Here is an 18,880-nt window from a genome sequence, read left to right on the forward strand (position 1 = left end):
ATCTATGCAGTGGGAAGGGTCTCTCGAATAGGAACTAATGTGGCAAGTGCATGCTCATAACCAAGCTCAACCAATTGATCTAATCGATGCCAATCAAACATACCAATACCATTGATTGGCATACGAATATGTAGATTGGCACGTTCAATCGCAGCAGTTTGGATCATGGTATCACTCGCAAGAGTTGCTGTTCGCATTAAGATTTCTGCAAGACGTGGAGCATGTAGGAGTTTGTCTTTGATCAGTTTATTCCAATTGAGTAGGGCACTTTGATCTGGTTGATCTAAACCAATACCCGGAACCCGAATATCATCGTGTAAACTGACATTACTGGCAATAATCGTACCTCTTTCCAAATTTTGCATGACATCTGTGGGAAGGTTATTAATCACACCACCATCGCATAATAAGTTCTCGCGCCATGCAACAGGTGGGGCGACACCGGGCACACTCATACTGGTTCCAACCCATGTGGCCAATTCACCTTGATCATGAATCACGGCTTCGCCAGTCGTGAGATTGGTTGAAATACAGTAAAATGTTCTTTTTAATTCTTCTATACGTTGATGACCGAATATCGCTTGTAGGCGAGAGTGAAAACGTTGTCCACGAATTAAAGATACTTTAGGCATGGTGTAGTCATTTAAATAGTTTCTTGCCACAAAGGTTTCATAAGCGATATGTGTCATTTCAATACTATCAAAACCGCAGGCCACCAAAGCAGCGACAAATGCTCCCATACTGGTTCCGCCCACAATATCAATTGGAATATGCAATTGTTCAAGTGCACGAATTAATCCAATGTGAGCAAAGCCGCGTGCACCGCCGCCGCCAAGAACTAAACCAACGCCTTGACTCGAAATCTGTCGGGCAATCGCACAAATATCTGTTTGTGCCCATGGGTGAATAAAATAATGAGCGCGTGCATGATAGAGCTGTTTCCAAGTAAGGGTATAAGGAGATGGATCACCCTCTGAACGTAAAAGAACTAATTCAATTTGGCTTTGCCAATCGTGTTGATTTAATATATCTACTAGCGGTGTATGTATAGGTGTTTGATTCGCTTCGGCCAATATCAAAATGCGATCAGCTTGGTGCAAGCAGCGTTTAGACCAGTCATCACCATTTTTGTGAGCAGCATAAAGTACGTAGCAATGTTTTTCTTCTAAGCTAGCCAACCATTCTCTTAATTTTAAATCATCATGCCCATAATCAAGAGGCGTTTGGCTAAATCCAATTCCAAATAGGGCATCGACATGAGCAGCCGTGACTAAACGTACGTGAGGCCAACGTTGTAAATGCTCAGTAAGCTTTTCTGCTAAATGAATTGCTGGGATCTGAGAAGACACTGGAATAATCGATAAGGTACGATTATGGCTCATAGGATGAGCATGTTGTAACTCAGGCTGAGTACGAGCAATAATTAATTGAGATAAGGCAAATAAGGTATCGGTTTGGTCGTGAAGGAAATCTATAAATTGTTGTCGGGGAATTACCAAAAGCGTTGTATCCCGCATTGCTTTGACTGAACCATGATGGGGTTGATTAGAAATTACGCCCATTTCTCCAAGGATCTCATAACGATCTAAATAAGTTGATAAATTTGAAGCGGTCGTTAATTTAATGCGCCCATAAACGACAATATACAGATGAGAAGCGGGATCATTGAGATTGTAAAGTTGCTGTCCTGTCTGTAAATATCTAATTGAACAATCATGAGCGAGCTTAACCAAGCTAGGTTCATCTAAATGTGAGAAAACGCTGACTTTCCTAAGTGTTTCTATAATATCCATATGATTTAATTTTCTTTATTTTCTATTTATTTAATAAAGTGTCAGGCTGCTTTACAAGTCCGATTAAGTAAAATAAAAGCCTATTTTTAAGTTTTTTTGTATTTCATTTTCCTTTTAGAGTCGCAATAAAAAAGCCAGTTCTTATCGACTGGCTTTTTAGAAATCTTTTAAATATTTATGCAATTTGTACAGGAATGCAGTTTGCCGTGTGATTGACTGTATTGTCTGGATTTGCATAAACCAAACGTGGTTTGTGGAGGTTTGCTTCTACTTCAGTGAAATCACCAAAAGTTGCAATAATTACTAAATCACCGACATCAGCTTGGTGTGCTGCGCCACCATTCACTGAAATAATACCTGAGTCATCTTCACCACGAATTGCATAAGTTGTGAAGCGTTTGCCGTTCGTTACGTTCCATACGTGGATTTCTTCGTATTCACGAATCCCTGCTAAGTCCATTAATACACCATCAATTGCACAAGAACCTTCATAATGAAGTTCTGCATGAGTGACAACTGCACGGTGAATTTTACATTTTAATAAACGAGATAGCATGGCTAGCGTCTCCTGAGTAAGACCTAAGATGAATATCTTATTGGTTGACTTGTCACGTTTCCCGCTGGCGATAGGCGGTTTGATGCGCATTTTGCGCTTAAAAATGCAATATGGCAAGCGTGATTGATCAACAATTCAGTTTAAATTTAAGCGGGTTTGTATGCATTAATTTGATTCATTGCCTGTGAAACTTGTCCGTCGACAAGCATTTTCACTTTTGATAAGGCATGATCAATTGCTGCATCCATTAAAGCTTGTTCACTGCTAGGAGCTTTGCCAAGCACATGACCAGAAACACGTTCTTTAGAACCAGGATGTCCAATTCCTATGCGTAAGCGATGGAAATTAGCACCAATATGTGGAACGATGTCGCGAAGACCATTATGTCCGCCATGCCCACCACCTGATTTTAAACGAATAATGCCAGGATCCATATCGAGTTCATCATGAGCAACAAGGATTGCTTCAGGTGCAACTTGATAAAATTTGGCAAATGGTACGACACTTTGACCAGAACGGTTCATGAAAGTGGTAGGTAAGAGTAAACGTACGTCATGACCATCAATTTGACCACGACCGCTGTATCCATGAAATTTTGGATCAGCCTTTAAAGAAATACCATAACGATCTGCAAGCTGTTCTACGAACCAGAAACCTGCATTATGGCGGGTTTGGGCATATTCCTTACCAGGATTACCCAAACCAACAATTAGCGAAATATTTGACACTAATTTACGCCTTTAACACTTATGCGCGTTTGAAGTCAGCGTGCATAGGTGTGTTTTTAGCTGGGTGACGTTGTAACGCTTGGATTTTAACGTTTTCAACTTTATCACCGATTTTGATTTCGATAACTTCTTCGAAGAAAGCGTTGTTTTCTAAAGCTTTAACGATTTCACGAAGCTCTAAAGTAACGGCTACAGGCTCAGCGCTACCACCATAGATGATTGCTGGGATTTGAGCAGCGTGGCGAAGGCGGCGGCTCGAACCTTTCCCTTGTTGTGCTACTTCACGTGCTTGAGCGTTTAATACGAAGTTTGCCATGGGCATATCCTCATTGAGTTTGAGTAACTAAACTTGCGACCAGTTTAGTGATAGAAAAACCCTAGCGAGCTAGGGTTTAAGAAAAAAAGCTGGGCTATTATAGATAACTATCGAACATAGCGCTAATAGATTCTTCGTTATTGATACGACGAATTGTTTCAGCAACCATGCTTGCAACAGAAACTTGGCGAATTTTACCTAGGTTCGCTGCTTCATCTGAAAGAGGAATCGTGTCAGTAACAACGAGTTCATCAATAACAGAGTTACGAAGGTTATCAATCGCTTTGCCTGATAAAACAGGGTGAGTCGCATAAGCAATCACTCGACGAGCACCAAATTGTTTCAGTGCATCTGCAGCTTTGCAAAGCGTACCTGCTGTATCTACCATGTCATCAACAATGACACAGTCACGATCTTTTACATCACCAATCAAATGCATCACTTGTGACTCATTTGCTTTTTGGCGACGTTTATCAATGATAGCTAAATCGATATCACCTAACTGTTTTGCAACAGCACGTGCACGAACAACACCACCTACGTCAGGAGATACAACCATTAAGTTGTCATGTTGTTGTTGACGTAAATCAGCTAACAACGCTGGCGTACCATAGATGTTATCAACTGGGATATCGAAGAAACCTTGAATTTGGTCTGCGTGTAAGTCGATCATTACCACACGGTCAATACCTACAGTTGTCAGCATGTCTGCAACAACTTTTGCAGTAATTGGAACACGAGCAGAACGTGGACGACGATCTTGACGTGCATAACCGAAATACGGAATGACTGCAGTGATACGACCAGCACTTGCACGACGCAAAGCATCAGCCATGACCAAGATTTCCATCAGGTTATCGTTGGTTGGCGCACAAGTAGATTGAACGATAAAAACGTCTTTACCACGAACATTTTCAGTAATTTCAACTGAAATTTCACCATCAGAAAACTTGCTTACAGAAGCAGCACCGAGAGGGATATGTAAATGGCTTACGACTTTTTGGGCGAAATGTGGATGAGCACTTCCACTAAAAACGACAAGATTGGGCATGAAGCACCCTTGGCGGTTGGCTTATAATGAATTTGGATGGCAGGGGCGGCTGGATTCGAACCAACGGATGCCGAGATCAAAACCCGGTGCCTTACCACTTGGCGACGCCCCTAATGCGGCAGAACTTTAATCGTTTTGTATGATAATGTCAATATAATTGAGCAAGTATCGATATAAAACAAGTCTGTCTAAAGATATGGCAGGGGCGGCTGGATTCGAACCAACGGATGCCGAGATCAAAACCCGGTGCCTTACCACTTGGCGACGCCCCTAATTTGATAATATGTAATGGCAGGGGCGGCTGGATTCGAACCAACGGATGCCGAGATCAAAACCCGGTGCCTTACCACTTGGCGACGCCCCTATATATTACATATATCTACAGATGAAAATTGGCAGGGGCGGCTGGATTCGAACCAACGGATGCCGAGATCAAAACCCGGTGCCTTACCACTTGGCGACGCCCCTAACATGTAACTGAAAAATTTCTTAAAGGAGATTCTGCTAAACTATTGACCAAGTAAGCTTTACAAGGCGCGTTTTGCAAAATTTTCTTTATATCCATTTCACTTGTTACTTCAATAAAAACACAAGCACCTGTACCTGTAAGCTTTGCTAGACCAAATTGATCTAAATATTGCATTGCTTCTTCTACTTCAGGATATAACTGTCGAGCCAAAGGTTCAAAGTTATTTCCAAAATTAAAAGGTTCTAACTGATAGGCGCAAAATGTAGTGATCTTAGAATCTCTTGTCAATGTTTTTTGTGAAAAAAGCGCTTGAGTGCTGATAAAACAGTCAGGTTTTAAAATTATGAATTGTTTTTGAGCTAAGTCTATGAATGATAAATGTTCACCTATGCCTTCTGCCCATGCATTTCGACCAAAAATAAAGATAGGTACATCTGCACCCAACTGCACACCATAATCAGCTAATTGCTGTTCATTTAAACCGCATTGCCACAGTTGATTCAGTACGATGAGTGTGGTGGCAGCATTAGATGAACCGCCGCCAAGACCAGCACCCATAGGAATATTTTTCTCGATTTGAATATTTAACCCACATGGTTCTTTTGCATGGGGTTTGAGTAATTGTGCTGCACGATAGATTAAGTTTTGTTCAAGAGCAACCTCGTTTAAGCCTTCAATTAGAATCATTCCATTTGCAATTGGCTCAAAAGTCATCCAATCATATAAATCAATCAGTTGAAAAATAGTTTGTAATTCATGATAACCATTGTCTCGACGACCAGTGATGTGCAGAAATAAATTCAATTTAGCAGGGGAAGGTACTCTAATCATAAAAGAATCTAATCTATCGGTTTTGAATCACCATTGTAATACGGTTTTCTTTATCGTCAGCAAGTGCTTGCTTCAACAAAAGTTTATTTGGAAGGATTTGCTTATCGTTATAGCTAAAATCAACAGTCCAGCCATCTTCAATGAGCTGTTTCAAGCGATTTTGTTCGTCTTTGCTCGCTTGAGCATTTTGCGTCGCAGGCTTCGCTTGTACCCAGTAGGCAAGGTGCATAATCGGTGCCTGCCAACCTGTCGCTTTTTCCAGTAATTCTTCAGGTGTAGCTGCTGTAATCAGACCTGTTTTGGCACTATTTAAAGTGACTTGACCTGGTTTGCCTTCAATCTGGGTTTTCCCAACACCTAAAATTCCAGTCAGTTCAATATCAAATTGATCTTGTTGTTGAACCCATGTAAAAAAAGCACTGCCAGACTGTTGTGGTGTACGTACACCTATTTTACCTTGTAAGCTAAAGTTATTTTCATCTTGCACTTGTGGTGAAGCAATTATCTTATTTGGTTGGCTTAGATGTTGGCAGCCTGTTAATACTAGAACACTACTGCTACATATCGCGACACATAATTTTGAAAACAAGCGCATGTATTTAACTCTTTTTTACAGTGATAGGTAAGATTAAGCTATCAAGTTGTTGTAATTGTGGGGCATTTGCATGTTTTTGTTTCAATTGCTGTAAAACCTCACTAAATTGTGTGAGTGCGCCTTGCATATACAGCGCTTTAGCATAGCGAACTCCAATATTGATATTTTGGCTGATTGAATAGGCTTGTCCCAAGACTTTGGCTGCGGTATCAAAATCATTCTGTAGAAAAGCGATATAGCCCAATGTATCGAGAATAGAGGCTTGTTCAGGTGCAAAGTTGAGCGCTAGTTCTGCATATTTTCGTGCTTCTTTTAGACGACGATTTTGCAATGCTAATGTATACGCATAAGCGTTTAAATAGGTCGGGCTATTGGGTTCAATAATTAAAAGTTGCTTCAAAGTTTTATCTAATTTATCCCGATCGGTATAAGGATCCAGCAATAATACTTCTGCATAAATTAGTTCAGGATCATCGGGTAAGCTCTTAATCGCTTCATCTAGCAATACTAAAGCTGCTTTTTTATTGTCCATCTTTTTTAAAATATCAGCTTGAGCTTGATAGAGAAAACTTGCATGTTGTGGATAATTCACCCGCTCTTGTGTAAGAAAGCGTAAAGCATCATTCAATTGCCCTTGCTTTTCGAAAATAGTGACCATATTGCGTCGCGAAACGATATATAAACTGCCATCTACGAGCCGATAATAGGCTTTTGCGGTTTCATAATGTTGTTTGCGTTGTGCATTGATTGCAAGATAGTAATAAGCTTCATTCTGATATTTTGCTGAAGAGCGTAATTCAACTAAATATTGTTCAGCTTTTTCGTATTGTTTTAAATCAATACTGGTTAAGCCGGCAATAAATAAAGCTTCTTCAGTTTTTGGATAATCTTTGATAATACTTTCAAGCTTATCTAATGCTTGCTGCTGTTGATTGATTTGAATGTAATAGCGAGCTTCCGCTAATCGTATATCAATATTGGTTTTATTTTTCCGACTGGCTTGTGCAAACCATTTTTGTGTTTCAGCATCGTCGCGTAAAGCCATTAATAGATTGGCTTTCATCAGAATGAAACTGGTCGATTTTGAACGTTTACGTAAGGCTTTATTGATATTATTTAATGCTTGCTCATATAAGCCATCTTGCGCCTCTAATCCAGCGATTAAAGCCAAGATAGAAGGATTTTCACGTTCTTTACTGGTACGTAAGGCATTTAATAAAATTTCACGATCTTGTGCTTGTTCGGGTGCAATCCCTGCCAAAATTTGTTCGAGATCAGCAGTTGGGTCAATATTTAAGATCTTATCTAATGTTTTAGCTGCCAATTCATATTCATGGGTTTTCAGAGCAATATGTGATAAGTAAAATAAAGCAGGAACATCTTTGGGTTCTTGTTCTACCCAGTGTGTTGCAATATCTAATGCAGATTGAAAATCGTTATATTCTAAGGCGACATCTAAAGCACGCTGTTTGATTGTGGTTGAATTACTTCGAATTGCCAGCACTGTATAATTGTGTAATGCAGTTGCAATATCATCATAAGCAAGAGAAAATTCAGCAACCATACTTTGTTGTAATGCGTTGTCAAAGCTTTTATCTGCATACATGTCGTGTATTGCTTGTGCAGAGACATACGAGCTCATGCTACCTAACAACAAGATTGTGGTAGAATACCGTCGAATCGTCTTGCCGCTAAAAAGGGTACGGCGATATAGCTGACGCAATTTTTATTGATCCAAAGTAATGCTTTTTATGACACCGATGTTGCACAATAACATAAATTTAGCGAAATGATGATCTGATATGTCTTTCTTTGCATTGGGTGTCAACCATCAAACAGCTTCTGTTGAACTTCGTGAACAAATCGCTTTCAATGCAGAGCGATTAGCTGCGCTATTGCTTGAACAAAATAAACATTCACCTTTGAATGATTTAGTTGTTGTATCAACTTGTAATCGCACTGAAGTTTATGCCATGACAGAAGATGCTGATAGTGTTCTGACTTGGTTAGCCCAAGTGAATAATATTGATGTAAAACAGTTAATTCATCATGTTTATCGTTACGAAAATGCCCAAGCTGTTACACATTTGATGCGTGTTGCAAGTGGTTTAGACTCTTTGATGTTGGGTGAGCCGCAAATTTTAGGGCAAGTCAAAAGTGCTTTGGCTTTGTCTAAAGACGCACAAACTGTGTCACCTGAACTGAATAGTGTTTTTGAGTATGCTTTTTATGCAGCGAAACGTGTTCGTTCAGAAACCTCTGTAGGTAGCCATGCTGTTTCAATGGGGTATGCAGTTGCTCAGTTAGCATTGCAAGTATTTAGTCGCCCTGAAAAGTTAACGGTTATGGTAGTTGCCGCAGGTGAAATGAATAGTTTGGTTGCTAAGCATTTAGCGGAAATGGGGGTGGCAAAAATTCTAATTTGTAACCGTAGCCGTGAGCGTGCTGATTTATTGGCACAAGAAATTGCTCATCAAGTTGAGGTTGAAATTATTCCTTTTGCTGAACTTGCCCAAAATTTATATAGAGCAGATGTTGTCTCGAGCTGTACAGGGAGTTTACATCAAGTTATTCAATATTCAGATGTTAAAGCCGCACTTAAAAAACGTCGCTATCAGCAAATGTTGATGGTCGATTTGGCTGTTCCACGTGATATTGATCCGAAAGTCGAATCATTAGATAACGTATATTTATACGGTGTGGATGATTTACAAAGTGTGATTGATGAAAATTTAGCGCAACGTCGTCAGGCGGCTGTTGAGGCTGAAATTATGGTGAATCAATTGGCTACTCAATTGATGACCCAACAAAAAGTGAAAGAGGCGAGTAGCACCATTCAAGCTTATCGTCAGCACAGTGAAGAAGTTAGTCAAAAAGAGTTGGCACATGCTTTGGAATCGTTGCAACATGGTCATGACGCAGAGCAGGTGATGCAGGAGTTTGCTCATCGCCTATCACAGAAACTTATGCACCCAACTTCTATTTTATTAAGAGAAGCTGCTAAAGCTGAAAATCCAGATTATTTTGAATGGTTACAGCAACATCTACAGGATGTGTTTGAGCATGAGCGTAAACCGAGACAGTAACTTAGCTTAGGACAATAACTTCAAGCTAATCTGTTTTGTTAATTCATTTAATTGTTGACGTAAATTGCGTGATTCAATGAGTGAGATAGGTGATCTCAGTTTTAATTTTAAATATTTTTCTTGTAAATTTAATGAAAAGTCCTTAGCCAATTTATCAGCAATCTCAGGTGCTTGAGTTAATGATTCAATATTGGTTCTCTGCATAACATCGGCAATCTCATGACTATAACGACTACATGCACCGAGTACGTAATAGGTTGCTAATTCCTGATCATCCGGTAAATCATCAAATACAATATTTAGCACCGCTAAAACTTTAGCCAGCAGCTCAGTTTGGTCAATCACTGCCAGTAATTCTTCAAAATGAATATAGAGAAATGGGTGATGCATTAAAATTGCGATTGCAAAATCTTCATCTTTGGTTTGAATATTAAAAGATAAAGAGGCATCGTGGCTGATTTGAGGGGTAAAGCGTTTGCCTAGACCGAGTTTCTCACGGAAAGACTGACTCAGCAAATAACGGAATGAGCCATGTTTAGGTAATAACTCTGTTAATTCACGTAGTTCTCCCATGACTAAACTTTTACCTTCAGGCGTGCTAACGTCATGCTGTCCTGTTAAATGAGCAAACACAAAGTCAGATAAAAGTGGTGCCTGTTGTAATAATTTTTGGAAGTTTTCTAAGCCTTCACGACGAATCAATGAGTCTGGATCATGTTCATTCGGAAGCACAAAGAATTTTAATTCACGACCATCATTGAGTAAGGGTAGCGCAATTTCTAAGGTGCGTCGTGCTGCTTTCTGTCCCGCAGCATCCCCGTCAAAGGCAATCGTAATACGAGAATTTTGTTTAAATAGGGTGGTTAAATGATCCGCATTACTGGCTGTTCCCAGTGTTGCGACAGCACCGTTGATACCATATTGCTGCAATGCAATCACGTCCATATAGCCTTCGACCATTAACCAATCGTTGGCTTTGAGTTTACGACCTTCATACAAACCATAAAGCAATTGATTCTTGTGGAATACCTCTGAATCTGGTGAGTTAATATATTTAGGTTTAATTTCATCATTGAGCGCACGACCACCAAAACCAACCACGCGACCTTTATGATCGCGGATCGGAAAAATTACCCGCTCACGTAATAAATCAAAATCTCGACCGCTATCACTAGAACGAATCAAACCCAACTGTTTCAAACCTTCAATATCTTGTGGGAAGGCTTTTTCTAAATGCTGCCAATCCTCTGGTGCATAACCCAAACGCCAAAATTGAATCGTTTGTGCCGATAAGCCACGTTGCTTAAAATAATTTTGTGCTTTTTGACTTATTGGGAGTTGACGTTCATAAAACTGAGCAACGTTTTCCAATAAGTCATAGAGATTACCTTCTTGAACTTGTTCATTCATATAAAAGGATGGATCAAATTGAGCAAAAGGATCATCCATAACGCGATCTATATCGACAAAATGCCCATCTAAAAATTCGTCTGCTACAGAGATAGGTGCTAGATTTTCAGCGACTGGCGTGTTTGTTGGTTGAGCCGCTGCAATTTGTTGAGGACTGCGTTTATAAGAAAGTTTTTTATTGTCGTGATTATCTTTCGGTAATTCGATGCCTGTCTGATTAGACAAGTCTTTCATTACATCGACAAAGTTACGACTGTCAATGTCCATGAGGAAGCGAATCGCATTACCATTGGCTTGACACCCAAAGCAATGATAATACTGCTTATCTCTATATACATGGAATGATGGAGATTTTTCCTGATGGAATGGGCAACAGCCCGAGTAAGTACGCCCAGTCTTTTTTAACTTCACACGTTGACCGATTAAATCGACGATATCAGTTCGATCTAAGATTTGATCAATCGTATGTTGTGGAATTGCCATGTGCATTTAACCATTTTGGACTGAGAGATAACATCTTCGTTGAAGTCAGTGTGTCAGAATTCATTGTTGCATAAAATGAAAAACAGGCAAGGGGAGACTTGCCTGTTTTATGGTTTTGATGAGTGCAAATTAATTTGCAGCATCAGCCCCCGAAGTTTCTTTGGTCTCAGGCTTATCTAATAGCCCGAAGCTTAAACGGTTCATCCAACTTGGTTTATCGGTTGGTTCTTCAATAGGAGCAGAATCAATTTCTTCGGTTGTCGGTTTATCTAATAAACCAAGGCTCAAACGATTTGTTAAGCTGCGTTGCTCAGTTTCACCATTGGTTTGTTCTTTTACTTGTACCGTTTTAGATTCGCGGCCAAGCAACCCTAAAGTGGCACGATTGACCCAACTACCTTCTTTACGAGCAGCACGAAGATTTACTTCACCATTTGCCTTAACTAAATTTGGATAGTTCAGTTTTAAAAGATCAATATATTGTTGAGACGTGGCTTGATCGCCTAATTTTTGATAGCTATAAGCTAATGTTGCAAGTGCTTCAGGTGTTTGTGGTGTTTGTGGATAGTGTTCAATCACCCATTGTGCGCGTTCAGCAGCAGCCAACCATGCTTTACGTTGAATATTGAAACGTGCCGCATTCATTTCACTTTCAGCCAATTCTTGACCGATAAATTTCATACGTTGTGCAGCATCTACTGAATATTGGCTACTTGGGAAACGACGAATCAAATCTACAAAGTTTTGATAAGCAACTTTAACGTAGCTCACATCACGATGTGATTGTTGTAATGACGTATAACGAATCAAACTGTCGTAATTCATTTCCATGTTGGCTACACCCCGAACATAGTAGGCGTAATCAACATTTGGATGTTGTGGATTTAAACGAATGAAACGATCTGCGAGTGCAATCGTACCTTCATAATCTTTTTGTTTAAATTTGGCGTAGAGGAGTTCAAGTTGTGCTTGTTGAGTGTATTGTCCAGTTGGATAATACGTATCTATCGCTTCAAGTGATTTAACAGCATCGGTATATTGATTACGTTCAAGTGATTTTTGTGCTTTTTCAAAATAGACTTGTTCACTTGACTGTGGGCCTTTATCAACCACTTCTTTTTTGCTTGGATTACTGCTACAACCAACAAATACAGACGCTACGCCTAAAGATAAAGCCAATATGGTAATTTTATAATGGGGTAGCGACATAAAAATTCCTCTGCTTTTGGGACAATAAGCTACAATGGTGCTATTAAACCATTTTTGTATCGATCATCAAAATGACTTCAACACAATCTTCCAATTCAAACCTTTCTGAGACAGATTTCTTACTTGAAGATTCTGTCGATGCAGATAATCATAATTCTGATGCAACTGCAACACGTTTATCGTTGCAAATTCAACTCGATGAAGAGTATCTAGGTCAGCGTATTGATCAGGTTGCCGCATTGGTTTGGAGCGAGTTCTCTCGTGAAAAGCTCAAGCAATGGATGAAAGATGGGCATCTGTTGGTAAATGGTAACATTGTAAAACCTAAATATCGTTGCGAAGGCAATGAATTGCTTACGCTAAATGTTGAGTTAGAAGCCCAAACCTCGAGTCAACCTGAAAACATTCCTCTTAATATTGTCTATGAAGACGATGATATTATTGTGATTAATAAAGAAGTTGGCATGGTGGTTCATCCTGGTGCTGGTAATCCTACAGGTACTTTGGTCAATGCCTTGCTTTATCATGCACCGAAACTGGTCGAGCTTTCACGTGCAGGTTTAGTACATCGTATTGATAAAGACACCAGCGGTTTATTGGTTGTTGCAAAAACATTGGAAGCCCAATTTTCTCTCAGTAAACAACTTGCGAAAAAAACCGTTTATCGTGTTTATGATTTAGTTGCATATGGAAATATTATTGCGGGTGGCACGATTGATGAGCCAATTAAACGTCACCCAGTCGATCGTGTCAAAATGGCGATCTTACCGGGTGGACGTGATGCAGTAACACATTACAATGTGAAAGAGCGTTTCCGCGACTTTACTCGTATTCAGGCTCAACTTGAAACAGGACGTACCCATCAAATTCGTGTGCATTTTAGTTATCTTGGACATGGTTTGGTAGGTGATCCCGTTTATGTCAATCGTGTACGTTTCCCTGCTGGTGCATCAGAAGTCTTAATTGACATGTTACGCAGTTTTAAACGTCAAGCTTTACATGCAGCAAAATTAGGTTTAGTGCATCCGCGTACTGGTGAAGAAATGATGTTTGAAGCGCCATGGCCAGAGGATTTCACTCAATTGGTTGAAGTACTTCGCCAAGAGAATGAAGCGTATTAAAAAGTTCTCTTTAAATAAAGGGAGATGTGTTCAGCTTCTCCCGTTCAAAAGCTAAGAGATATATTCTGGTAAGAGGACGGATTTTATGGAATTTGTACAAGGTTTGCCCAAAGGGGTATATGTTGGGCAAACAGGTATTCAGCATCCTCAAACGATTGCAACTCAAAATGAAAATCTATCAGGATTTAATCTGGCTTTGCACGTGAATGATGATGCACAACGTGTTCAGCAACATCGGATGCTATTGTTGAATGAGTTGTCTGCATTTGGTGTAGATAAAATCACGTGGATGACACAAACGCATAGCAGCATTTGTCATACCATTAACGAGCAAATTCCATTTATTGCACTTGAAGGTGATGGCTTAGTCACACAGCGCGCAGGTCATGCCTTAATGATGATGACTGCTGATTGTTTGCCTATTGTATTGGGTAATAACGAAGGTACAGAAGTCGCTAATCTGCACGCAGGTTGGCGTGGTTTGGCTAATGGAATTGTCGAAAATACCGTGACTGAAATGAAATCTCAGCCAACTTGGGCGTGGTTAGGCGCTGCGATCAGCCAACCTTGCTTTGAAGTCGGGGCTGAAGTAAAAGCCATTTTCTGTGAGAAATATCCTGAATTAGCCGTTGCTTTTATTTCAGGTCAAATTGAAGGTAAATATCAGGCTGATTTGTATGGAATTGCCCGATTTATTTTAAACAGTTTAGGTGTAGAAACAGTATTAGATGGTGATCAATGCTCGTATCAACAAGACCAAGATTATTTTTCTTATCGACGTGATGCTAAAACGGGGCGGATGGCGACCTTTGTATTTATGCAATAAATCATATTTGGAGTATTGTTGATTCACCTTGTGACATTCAAAAATGTTAAACTTGATTTAATTCATTGGTTTTTAAATTCTCCATGTCTGTTATTGAGCAAATTACTCCCCAAATCAAAGTTTGTGTGATTTACCATAGTCCTTATGGGCACACAGCTAAGGTTGCACAACATATCGCACATGGCGCTGAACAAGCGGGAGCCGAAGTGCATCTACTTTCTGTGGCTGCACCGCAATGGGATTTATTAGATCAAGCAGATGTAATCGTGATGGGATGTCCAACCTATATGGGGAGTCTTACATCAGCATTGAAACAGTTCATGGAAGATTCTTCTAAACGCTGGTTGGCACGTACATGGCAGGGGAAATTGGCTGCTGGTTTTACTAACGGTGGTGGCCTCAGCGGAGACAAATTGGCGGTATTACAGCAAATTAATTTATTTGCGATGCAACATGGCATGTTATGGGCTGGTTTGCCATTTATGCCAACAGGAAGAAGCCCATTGGATATTAATCGGATGTCGAGCTTTCTAGGTTTAATGACGCAGTCCGATAATGCTAGCGTTGAAATTACACCGCCCGAAGGGGATTTAGAAACTGCACGCAAGTTTGGCAAATATTTGGCTGAACTGCGATTAAAACATGTGGTGATTTAATACTTCATAATAAAAAACCTCCGAATTGGAGGTTTTTTATTATTTATGCAACATTCGTGCTTTATCACGTTGCCAATCACGGTCTTTTTCAGTTGCACGTTTGTCGTGTAATTGCTTACCTTTAACAAGTGCGATTTCTAGTTTAACCAAATGACCTTTCCAATAACATGCTAAAGGTACACATGAATAGCCTTTTTGATTGACAGCACCCAAAAGTTTTTCTAGTTCGCGACGAGAAAGCAATAACTTACGTGTTCGTGTAGATTCAGGAACCACATGCGTTGATGCCGATAATAACGGCTGAATTTGCGAACCGAATAAGAAGGCTTCACCATTTTTAAAAATGACATAACTTTCGGACAGAGTCATACGACCTGCACGTAAAGACTTAACCTCCCAACCTTGGAGGGACATGCCTGCTTCAAATTTTTCTTCGATAAAGTAATCGTGACGCGCTCTTTTATTTTGAGCAATCGTGCCACCATTATGTTTTTTTACAACAATCTTGTTCATCTCAACCTTTTGAAAATGAATAATTAAATTCTGGAGTTTTTTCGAGTTACCCGTTTAGTTACCCGTTTTAAAAGGCTCTTAATCTAAAAAGAAAGCCTGCATTAGCAGGCTATCATATCAGAATTTTACTTGTGTTTTTCTACAACTAATTTAACACTTGATTCGTGCCAAAAGACTTCTTTCTCGCTAACTCTGATTGGCTGCGGAATTTCACCTTTTTTAATCATTCGATAAAACTTGGTTCTGCCAATAGAAAGAAGCGCCATAAACTCTCTTGCTCGAATTCTACGATCAATTTTAAAGTTATGTGCAATACCCATTTTACGCACCCTCCAAACTTTGAACTTTGACTTTTGTATACAAAACACTAAATGTCGGTTCTACGCATCCAATTCTGTATAGAGCATCAGTCCCTGTAAGGTAGATTCTGAGTTGCTTTATTTGCTCTCTGAATGACTGAGTTTTTTTGTGAAAAAGGTGACTCTGCATATATCCATTCAACAGCGATGGGTCATAGAAGATTTGGTAACCGTGAGTTTGTTCAACAGATAGCTTTATTTTTTCAAAAAAACTTAAGTCTGTTAGATGTGTAGGGCTATCCAAGAAATCACGTTTTGTTAGAACAATAAAACGTAACCTCATTTGTTTGTAGAGTAATGGCTCTTTTTTCAAAAAGATTGCCAGTAATTGTTCACCATCCAAATTATTGATGAAGCCATTTTTTACATCCTCAATAAACTGATCTAATTGAGGGGAATTAAGTTGAGATGAATCCATCATAGATATGAATTCATGAAATGCAAATCCATTTGATTCTTTCTGAACCGCTTTGAGGGCGCTGCTAAGTTCTTGATCACTAAACTTATGAGCATAATCCCAACCTTCTATTAACTCATTGAAATGATGAGTCTGCTGAAGGTCTTGAAAATGACGAATGAAGTTGAAAGCCCTTACCGGATCACTCCTCCAAGAAAACTGTTGATATTGACCAACCAATCCATATTGCTTTGCCAATTCAATGCATAGGTGTAGTTTAGGGTGTAGCATTAAATTCATGAGGCTATTCGCCCATGGTAAATAATGTACTGACTCTATCGACTTTATTAACTTGTCTACATTTTCAGGCAGAGCTAGATGGGTCAAACGGTACGTAGGAAAGACAGGTTGGCTGGGTAAACGAACTTTCGATAATTCATTACTCACTTGTGCGATCACAACTGGGCTTAGATGTGGTTGAATGGCTTTCATCATATTGTTCATATATGCTGAATGTAGCAGAGGAGCATCATTTTTCTTCAACAACATATCATTTACCTCCACTTTTTTTATTTACAGGAGACAGTGGCGATAATTGGCGTGGTCGACCAGCATTGCTGGTTTTTTTTGGCTTCTGGCTTTTTTGCAGCGATCTATATTCAGATGAATTCAGTGCTCTGAAAATGAAAGCTTGATCTGCTTTACACAGGTATTGAAGACATTCGTCTAAAACCATACGTTTTTCACTATCGAGGTAGTTAATCATACCGATTCCTAATCTTTTATATTTGTGTTTTGCCATTTGGCAGTTATAGGTGCAGCCATTACCGTGCGTGAGTTTTTTCCAGTACTCCGTAATCTCATATGCGTAGTAGCCATCTTTTTGGCATTCATTGCCCGAAAGTATCAGTATGGCGTGAGCATGAAATCCTTTCTTGATACCGTGTTCAAATTTGAAGATGTATGCCTTGATCTTACTCAAAATTGAATTATGTCTACGGTTGTTCAAGAACTGTCTCAGTAACTCTTTTAGCAACACAAGCTTGTCTAAAGAATGAAACTCATGTTTAAGGTCATCAACATGATCGCTAGATTTTACGATCTCATCTGGAATTTTGAATCCAAAATCAATGCGTAACACCAAAAGCTTTGACCATCGTTCAAAGCAAGCATCTATCAGTTTGCGACATCCCTTTAATTGAGTAACACTCTTTTGAGTCCGTTTTTGAATAGCGACTTTGGTTTTCTCGCTATTCATACGCTCACGAATCAGTTGAAAGAAACGATTCAATAAGTTAGCTCTCATTTGAAGATACATCAGACTTTCCTGACGATTTTCAAACAGTCCAAACAAATTAATATCGCTGTCTAATAGGTCTAATGCCTCATAGAAGCATGAGATTTCTTGACTTACCTGAAAGTCTTCAAGTTCCTTTTCATAGATTCCTGTAAGTTCATCAAATACAGGGATGAATGGGCGAAACCAGTCAGGGTAGGAAAAGATCCCGTTCAACGCATCAACTGACTCAACGGTCGCTGCTAATCTGTTTTGCTTTACAGCACTCCCAGACCAGCGATGTGATGTTCAGCATTACCTTAATACGAAACTCACGATATAAAACCGTAGCATCGAGTGAAGATGATGGTGACAACTGATAGGTCGAGTCCGTGAGCAGTGGAAAAATCTCAGTCTCATCAAGTTCTCGGTACTTGTGTAGTCTGGGGTTAGCTTTATGCAACTTTTCCATAAGCTCGCGAGTCTTAATGGGACCATTGTGTAATTGGTTAGACTTCGTTTTGACACCTTTAGTAAAACGAATTGGTGTTATTTTTCTCTTAATGGTCATGAGCTCACCTTTTCCTGTTCTAGCGAAGTTGGTGGGAGACACTCTCTAGGATTGAGAAAGGTTATTATGCTTAGGTTGTGTAAGCATACTCGAATTACATTTAGCGTTGTAGACAAAGCTTTGAATGTGAAGTATGTTTTAATTAACTTAAGATGAAGATAAGCTATTGTAAATAATAGTATTATCCTATATTTTTTTTGGGGTGATTGAGCTAAAAATGCCCCTTGCGAAAGGCATTTTTGCTGTGAATCAGGATTGATTTTGATGTACATAATTACCAACTTTTAATCAATATAAATTGAAGAAATTTTGTGTCACCCAAACGACTAATTGCACCTGTCACATGCATTAGCTTGGGCTTGGTAATAACTTTACTTTTCTGGAAAAAATGAGTTGAGAACTCTCCTAGAAAATATTTTTTTTTATTATTTATTATTTATTAATGGTTTACGAATATATTGTGATTTTAATTCAGCATCTGCTCTGATAATACTTTTAAGCAATTCAAAATAATGGTCTTCGCTATATTGAAAATTGTGCTGATAAGATTGCTGATCAGCATGAATAATTTGCGTTATTTTTTCCGTAAGCAATACCCTTAATTTTTCTGCGGCTTCATTGATACTTTTGTATT

At 39.3% G+C, this 18,880-nt stretch carries 19 protein-coding genes and 4 tRNA genes; 4 read left to right on the forward strand and 19 right to left on the reverse strand.

The genetic code is table 11. The features are described from left to right. Positions 1 to 2 precede the first annotated feature (2 nt). The 12 genes from AAV96_RS16675 to AAV96_RS16730 form a co-directional block, all read right to left on the reverse strand. A complete protein-coding gene (locus tag AAV96_RS16675) occupies positions 3 to 1,793 on the reverse strand; it encodes a patatin-like phospholipase family protein (RefSeq protein ID WP_046740120.1) in 1,791 nt (596 codons plus the stop codon). A 175-nt stretch (positions 1,794 to 1,968) separates the two neighbouring features. Next, a complete protein-coding gene (gene panD, locus AAV96_RS16680; protein WP_004655255.1) occupies positions 1,969 to 2,349 on the reverse strand; it encodes an aspartate 1-decarboxylase in 381 nt (126 codons plus the stop codon). A gap of 146 nt (positions 2,350 to 2,495) precedes the next feature. Next, positions 2,496 to 3,077, reverse strand: coding sequence for an aminoacyl-tRNA hydrolase (pth, locus tag AAV96_RS16685; protein WP_005158359.1), 582 nt, complete (start codon positions 3,075 to 3,077; stop codon positions 2,496 to 2,498). A gap of 19 nt (positions 3,078 to 3,096) precedes the next feature. Next, positions 3,097 to 3,393 carry a 50S ribosomal protein L25 gene (gene rplY, locus AAV96_RS16690; protein WP_004663523.1) on the reverse strand — a complete coding sequence of 99 codons (297 nt, stop codon included), beginning with the start codon at positions 3,391 to 3,393 and terminating at the stop codon, positions 3,097 to 3,099. 97 nt (positions 3,394 to 3,490) lie between these two features. Continuing rightward, complete coding sequence (locus AAV96_RS16695) at positions 3,491 to 4,444, reverse strand: ribose-phosphate pyrophosphokinase (RefSeq protein WP_004663520.1); 954 nt, start codon at positions 4,442 to 4,444, stop codon at positions 3,491 to 3,493. A gap of 37 nt (positions 4,445 to 4,481) precedes the next feature. Continuing rightward, positions 4,482 to 4,556, reverse strand: a tRNA-Gln gene (locus tag AAV96_RS16700). An 85-nt stretch (positions 4,557 to 4,641) separates the two neighbouring features. Next, positions 4,642 to 4,716, reverse strand: a tRNA-Gln gene (locus AAV96_RS16705). 17 nt (positions 4,717 to 4,733) lie between these two features. Continuing rightward, a tRNA-Gln gene (locus AAV96_RS16710) sits at positions 4,734 to 4,808 on the reverse strand. Positions 4,809 to 4,837: 29 nt separating this feature from the next. Continuing rightward, positions 4,838 to 4,912: transfer RNA gene (locus AAV96_RS16715), tRNA-Gln, on the reverse strand. Further along, positions 4,911 to 5,744, reverse strand: coding sequence for a 4-(cytidine 5'-diphospho)-2-C-methyl-D-erythritol kinase (gene ispE, locus AAV96_RS16720; protein ID WP_046740121.1), 834 nt, complete (start codon positions 5,742 to 5,744; stop codon positions 4,911 to 4,913). Before ispE ends, AAV96_RS16715 begins: the two co-directional genes overlap by 2 nt. 13 nt (positions 5,745 to 5,757) lie before the next feature. Next, on the reverse strand, positions 5,758 to 6,339 hold the full coding sequence (gene lolB / locus AAV96_RS16725) for a lipoprotein insertase outer membrane protein LolB (protein WP_005158352.1): 582 nt from the start codon (positions 6,337 to 6,339) through the stop codon (positions 5,758 to 5,760). Positions 6,340 to 6,343: 4 nt separating this feature from the next. Then, complete coding sequence (locus AAV96_RS16730) at positions 6,344 to 8,062, reverse strand: tetratricopeptide repeat protein (protein ID WP_004663514.1); 1,719 nt, start codon at positions 8,060 to 8,062, stop codon at positions 6,344 to 6,346. Positions 8,063 to 8,141: 79 nt separating this feature from the next. Between AAV96_RS16730 and hemA the strand changes: the two genes are divergently transcribed. Then, on the forward strand, positions 8,142 to 9,425 hold the full coding sequence (gene hemA, locus AAV96_RS16735; RefSeq protein WP_046740122.1) for a glutamyl-tRNA reductase: 1,284 nt from the start codon (positions 8,142 to 8,144) through the stop codon (positions 9,423 to 9,425). Between the two features lie 6 nt (positions 9,426 to 9,431). On the opposite strand, the gene AAV96_RS16740 is transcribed toward hemA, so the two are convergent. After that, complete coding sequence (locus AAV96_RS16740; RefSeq protein ID WP_046740123.1) at positions 9,432 to 11,318, reverse strand: DNA primase; 1,887 nt, start codon at positions 11,316 to 11,318, stop codon at positions 9,432 to 9,434. Positions 11,319 to 11,447: 129 nt separating this feature from the next. Beyond that, positions 11,448 to 12,527, reverse strand: coding sequence for an outer membrane protein assembly factor BamD (locus tag AAV96_RS16745; protein WP_004663507.1), 1,080 nt, complete (start codon positions 12,525 to 12,527; stop codon positions 11,448 to 11,450). Positions 12,528 to 12,598: 71 nt separating this feature from the next. Here AAV96_RS16745 and rluD point away from each other — a divergent pair, with 71 nt between their 5' ends. From rluD to AAV96_RS16760, 3 genes are all read left to right on the forward strand, one after another. Then, complete coding sequence (gene rluD / locus AAV96_RS16750; RefSeq protein WP_046740124.1) at positions 12,599 to 13,648, forward strand: 23S rRNA pseudouridine(1911/1915/1917) synthase RluD; 1,050 nt, start codon at positions 12,599 to 12,601, stop codon at positions 13,646 to 13,648. Between the two features lie 85 nt (positions 13,649 to 13,733). Further along, a complete protein-coding gene (pgeF, locus tag AAV96_RS16755; RefSeq protein WP_046740125.1) occupies positions 13,734 to 14,474 on the forward strand; it encodes a peptidoglycan editing factor PgeF in 741 nt (246 codons plus the stop codon). Between the two features lie 83 nt (positions 14,475 to 14,557). Then, the gene (locus AAV96_RS16760) at positions 14,558 to 15,130 is read left to right on the forward strand and encodes a flavodoxin family protein (protein ID WP_046740126.1); all 573 of its coding nucleotides are present in this window, start codon (positions 14,558 to 14,560) and stop codon (positions 15,128 to 15,130) included. Between the two features lie 39 nt (positions 15,131 to 15,169). On the opposite strand, the gene smpB is transcribed toward AAV96_RS16760, so the two are convergent. The 5 genes from smpB to AAV96_RS18315 all read right to left on the reverse strand — a co-directional run. Next, entirely contained in the window at positions 15,170 to 15,643 is a 474-nt protein-coding gene (gene smpB, locus AAV96_RS16765; RefSeq protein WP_005217924.1) for an SsrA-binding protein SmpB, read from the reverse strand. A gap of 125 nt (positions 15,644 to 15,768) precedes the next feature. Then, the gene (locus AAV96_RS16770; RefSeq protein WP_046740127.1) at positions 15,769 to 15,963 is read right to left on the reverse strand and encodes a helix-turn-helix transcriptional regulator; all 195 of its coding nucleotides are present in this window, start codon (positions 15,961 to 15,963) and stop codon (positions 15,769 to 15,771) included. Position 15,964: 1 nt separating this feature from the next. Further along, on the reverse strand, positions 15,965 to 16,948 hold the full coding sequence (locus AAV96_RS16775; RefSeq protein WP_227505857.1) for a hypothetical protein: 984 nt from the start codon (positions 16,946 to 16,948) through the stop codon (positions 15,965 to 15,967). 1 nt (position 16,949) lies between these two features. Then, positions 16,950 to 17,912: an inovirus-type Gp2 protein gene (locus AAV96_RS16780; RefSeq protein ID WP_227505858.1), complete on the reverse strand. Its 963-nt coding sequence runs from the start codon at positions 17,910 to 17,912 to the stop codon at positions 16,950 to 16,952. Positions 17,913 to 18,671: 759 nt separating this feature from the next. Beyond that, the coding region (locus AAV96_RS18315; protein WP_046740129.1) for a hypothetical protein at positions 18,672 to 18,880 on the reverse strand (209 nt) is incomplete at its 5' end.

Origin of the sequence: Acinetobacter sp. AG1, from assembly GCF_001005525.1 — a bacterium.
Lineage (GTDB): Bacteria > Pseudomonadota > Gammaproteobacteria > Pseudomonadales > Moraxellaceae > Acinetobacter > Acinetobacter modestus.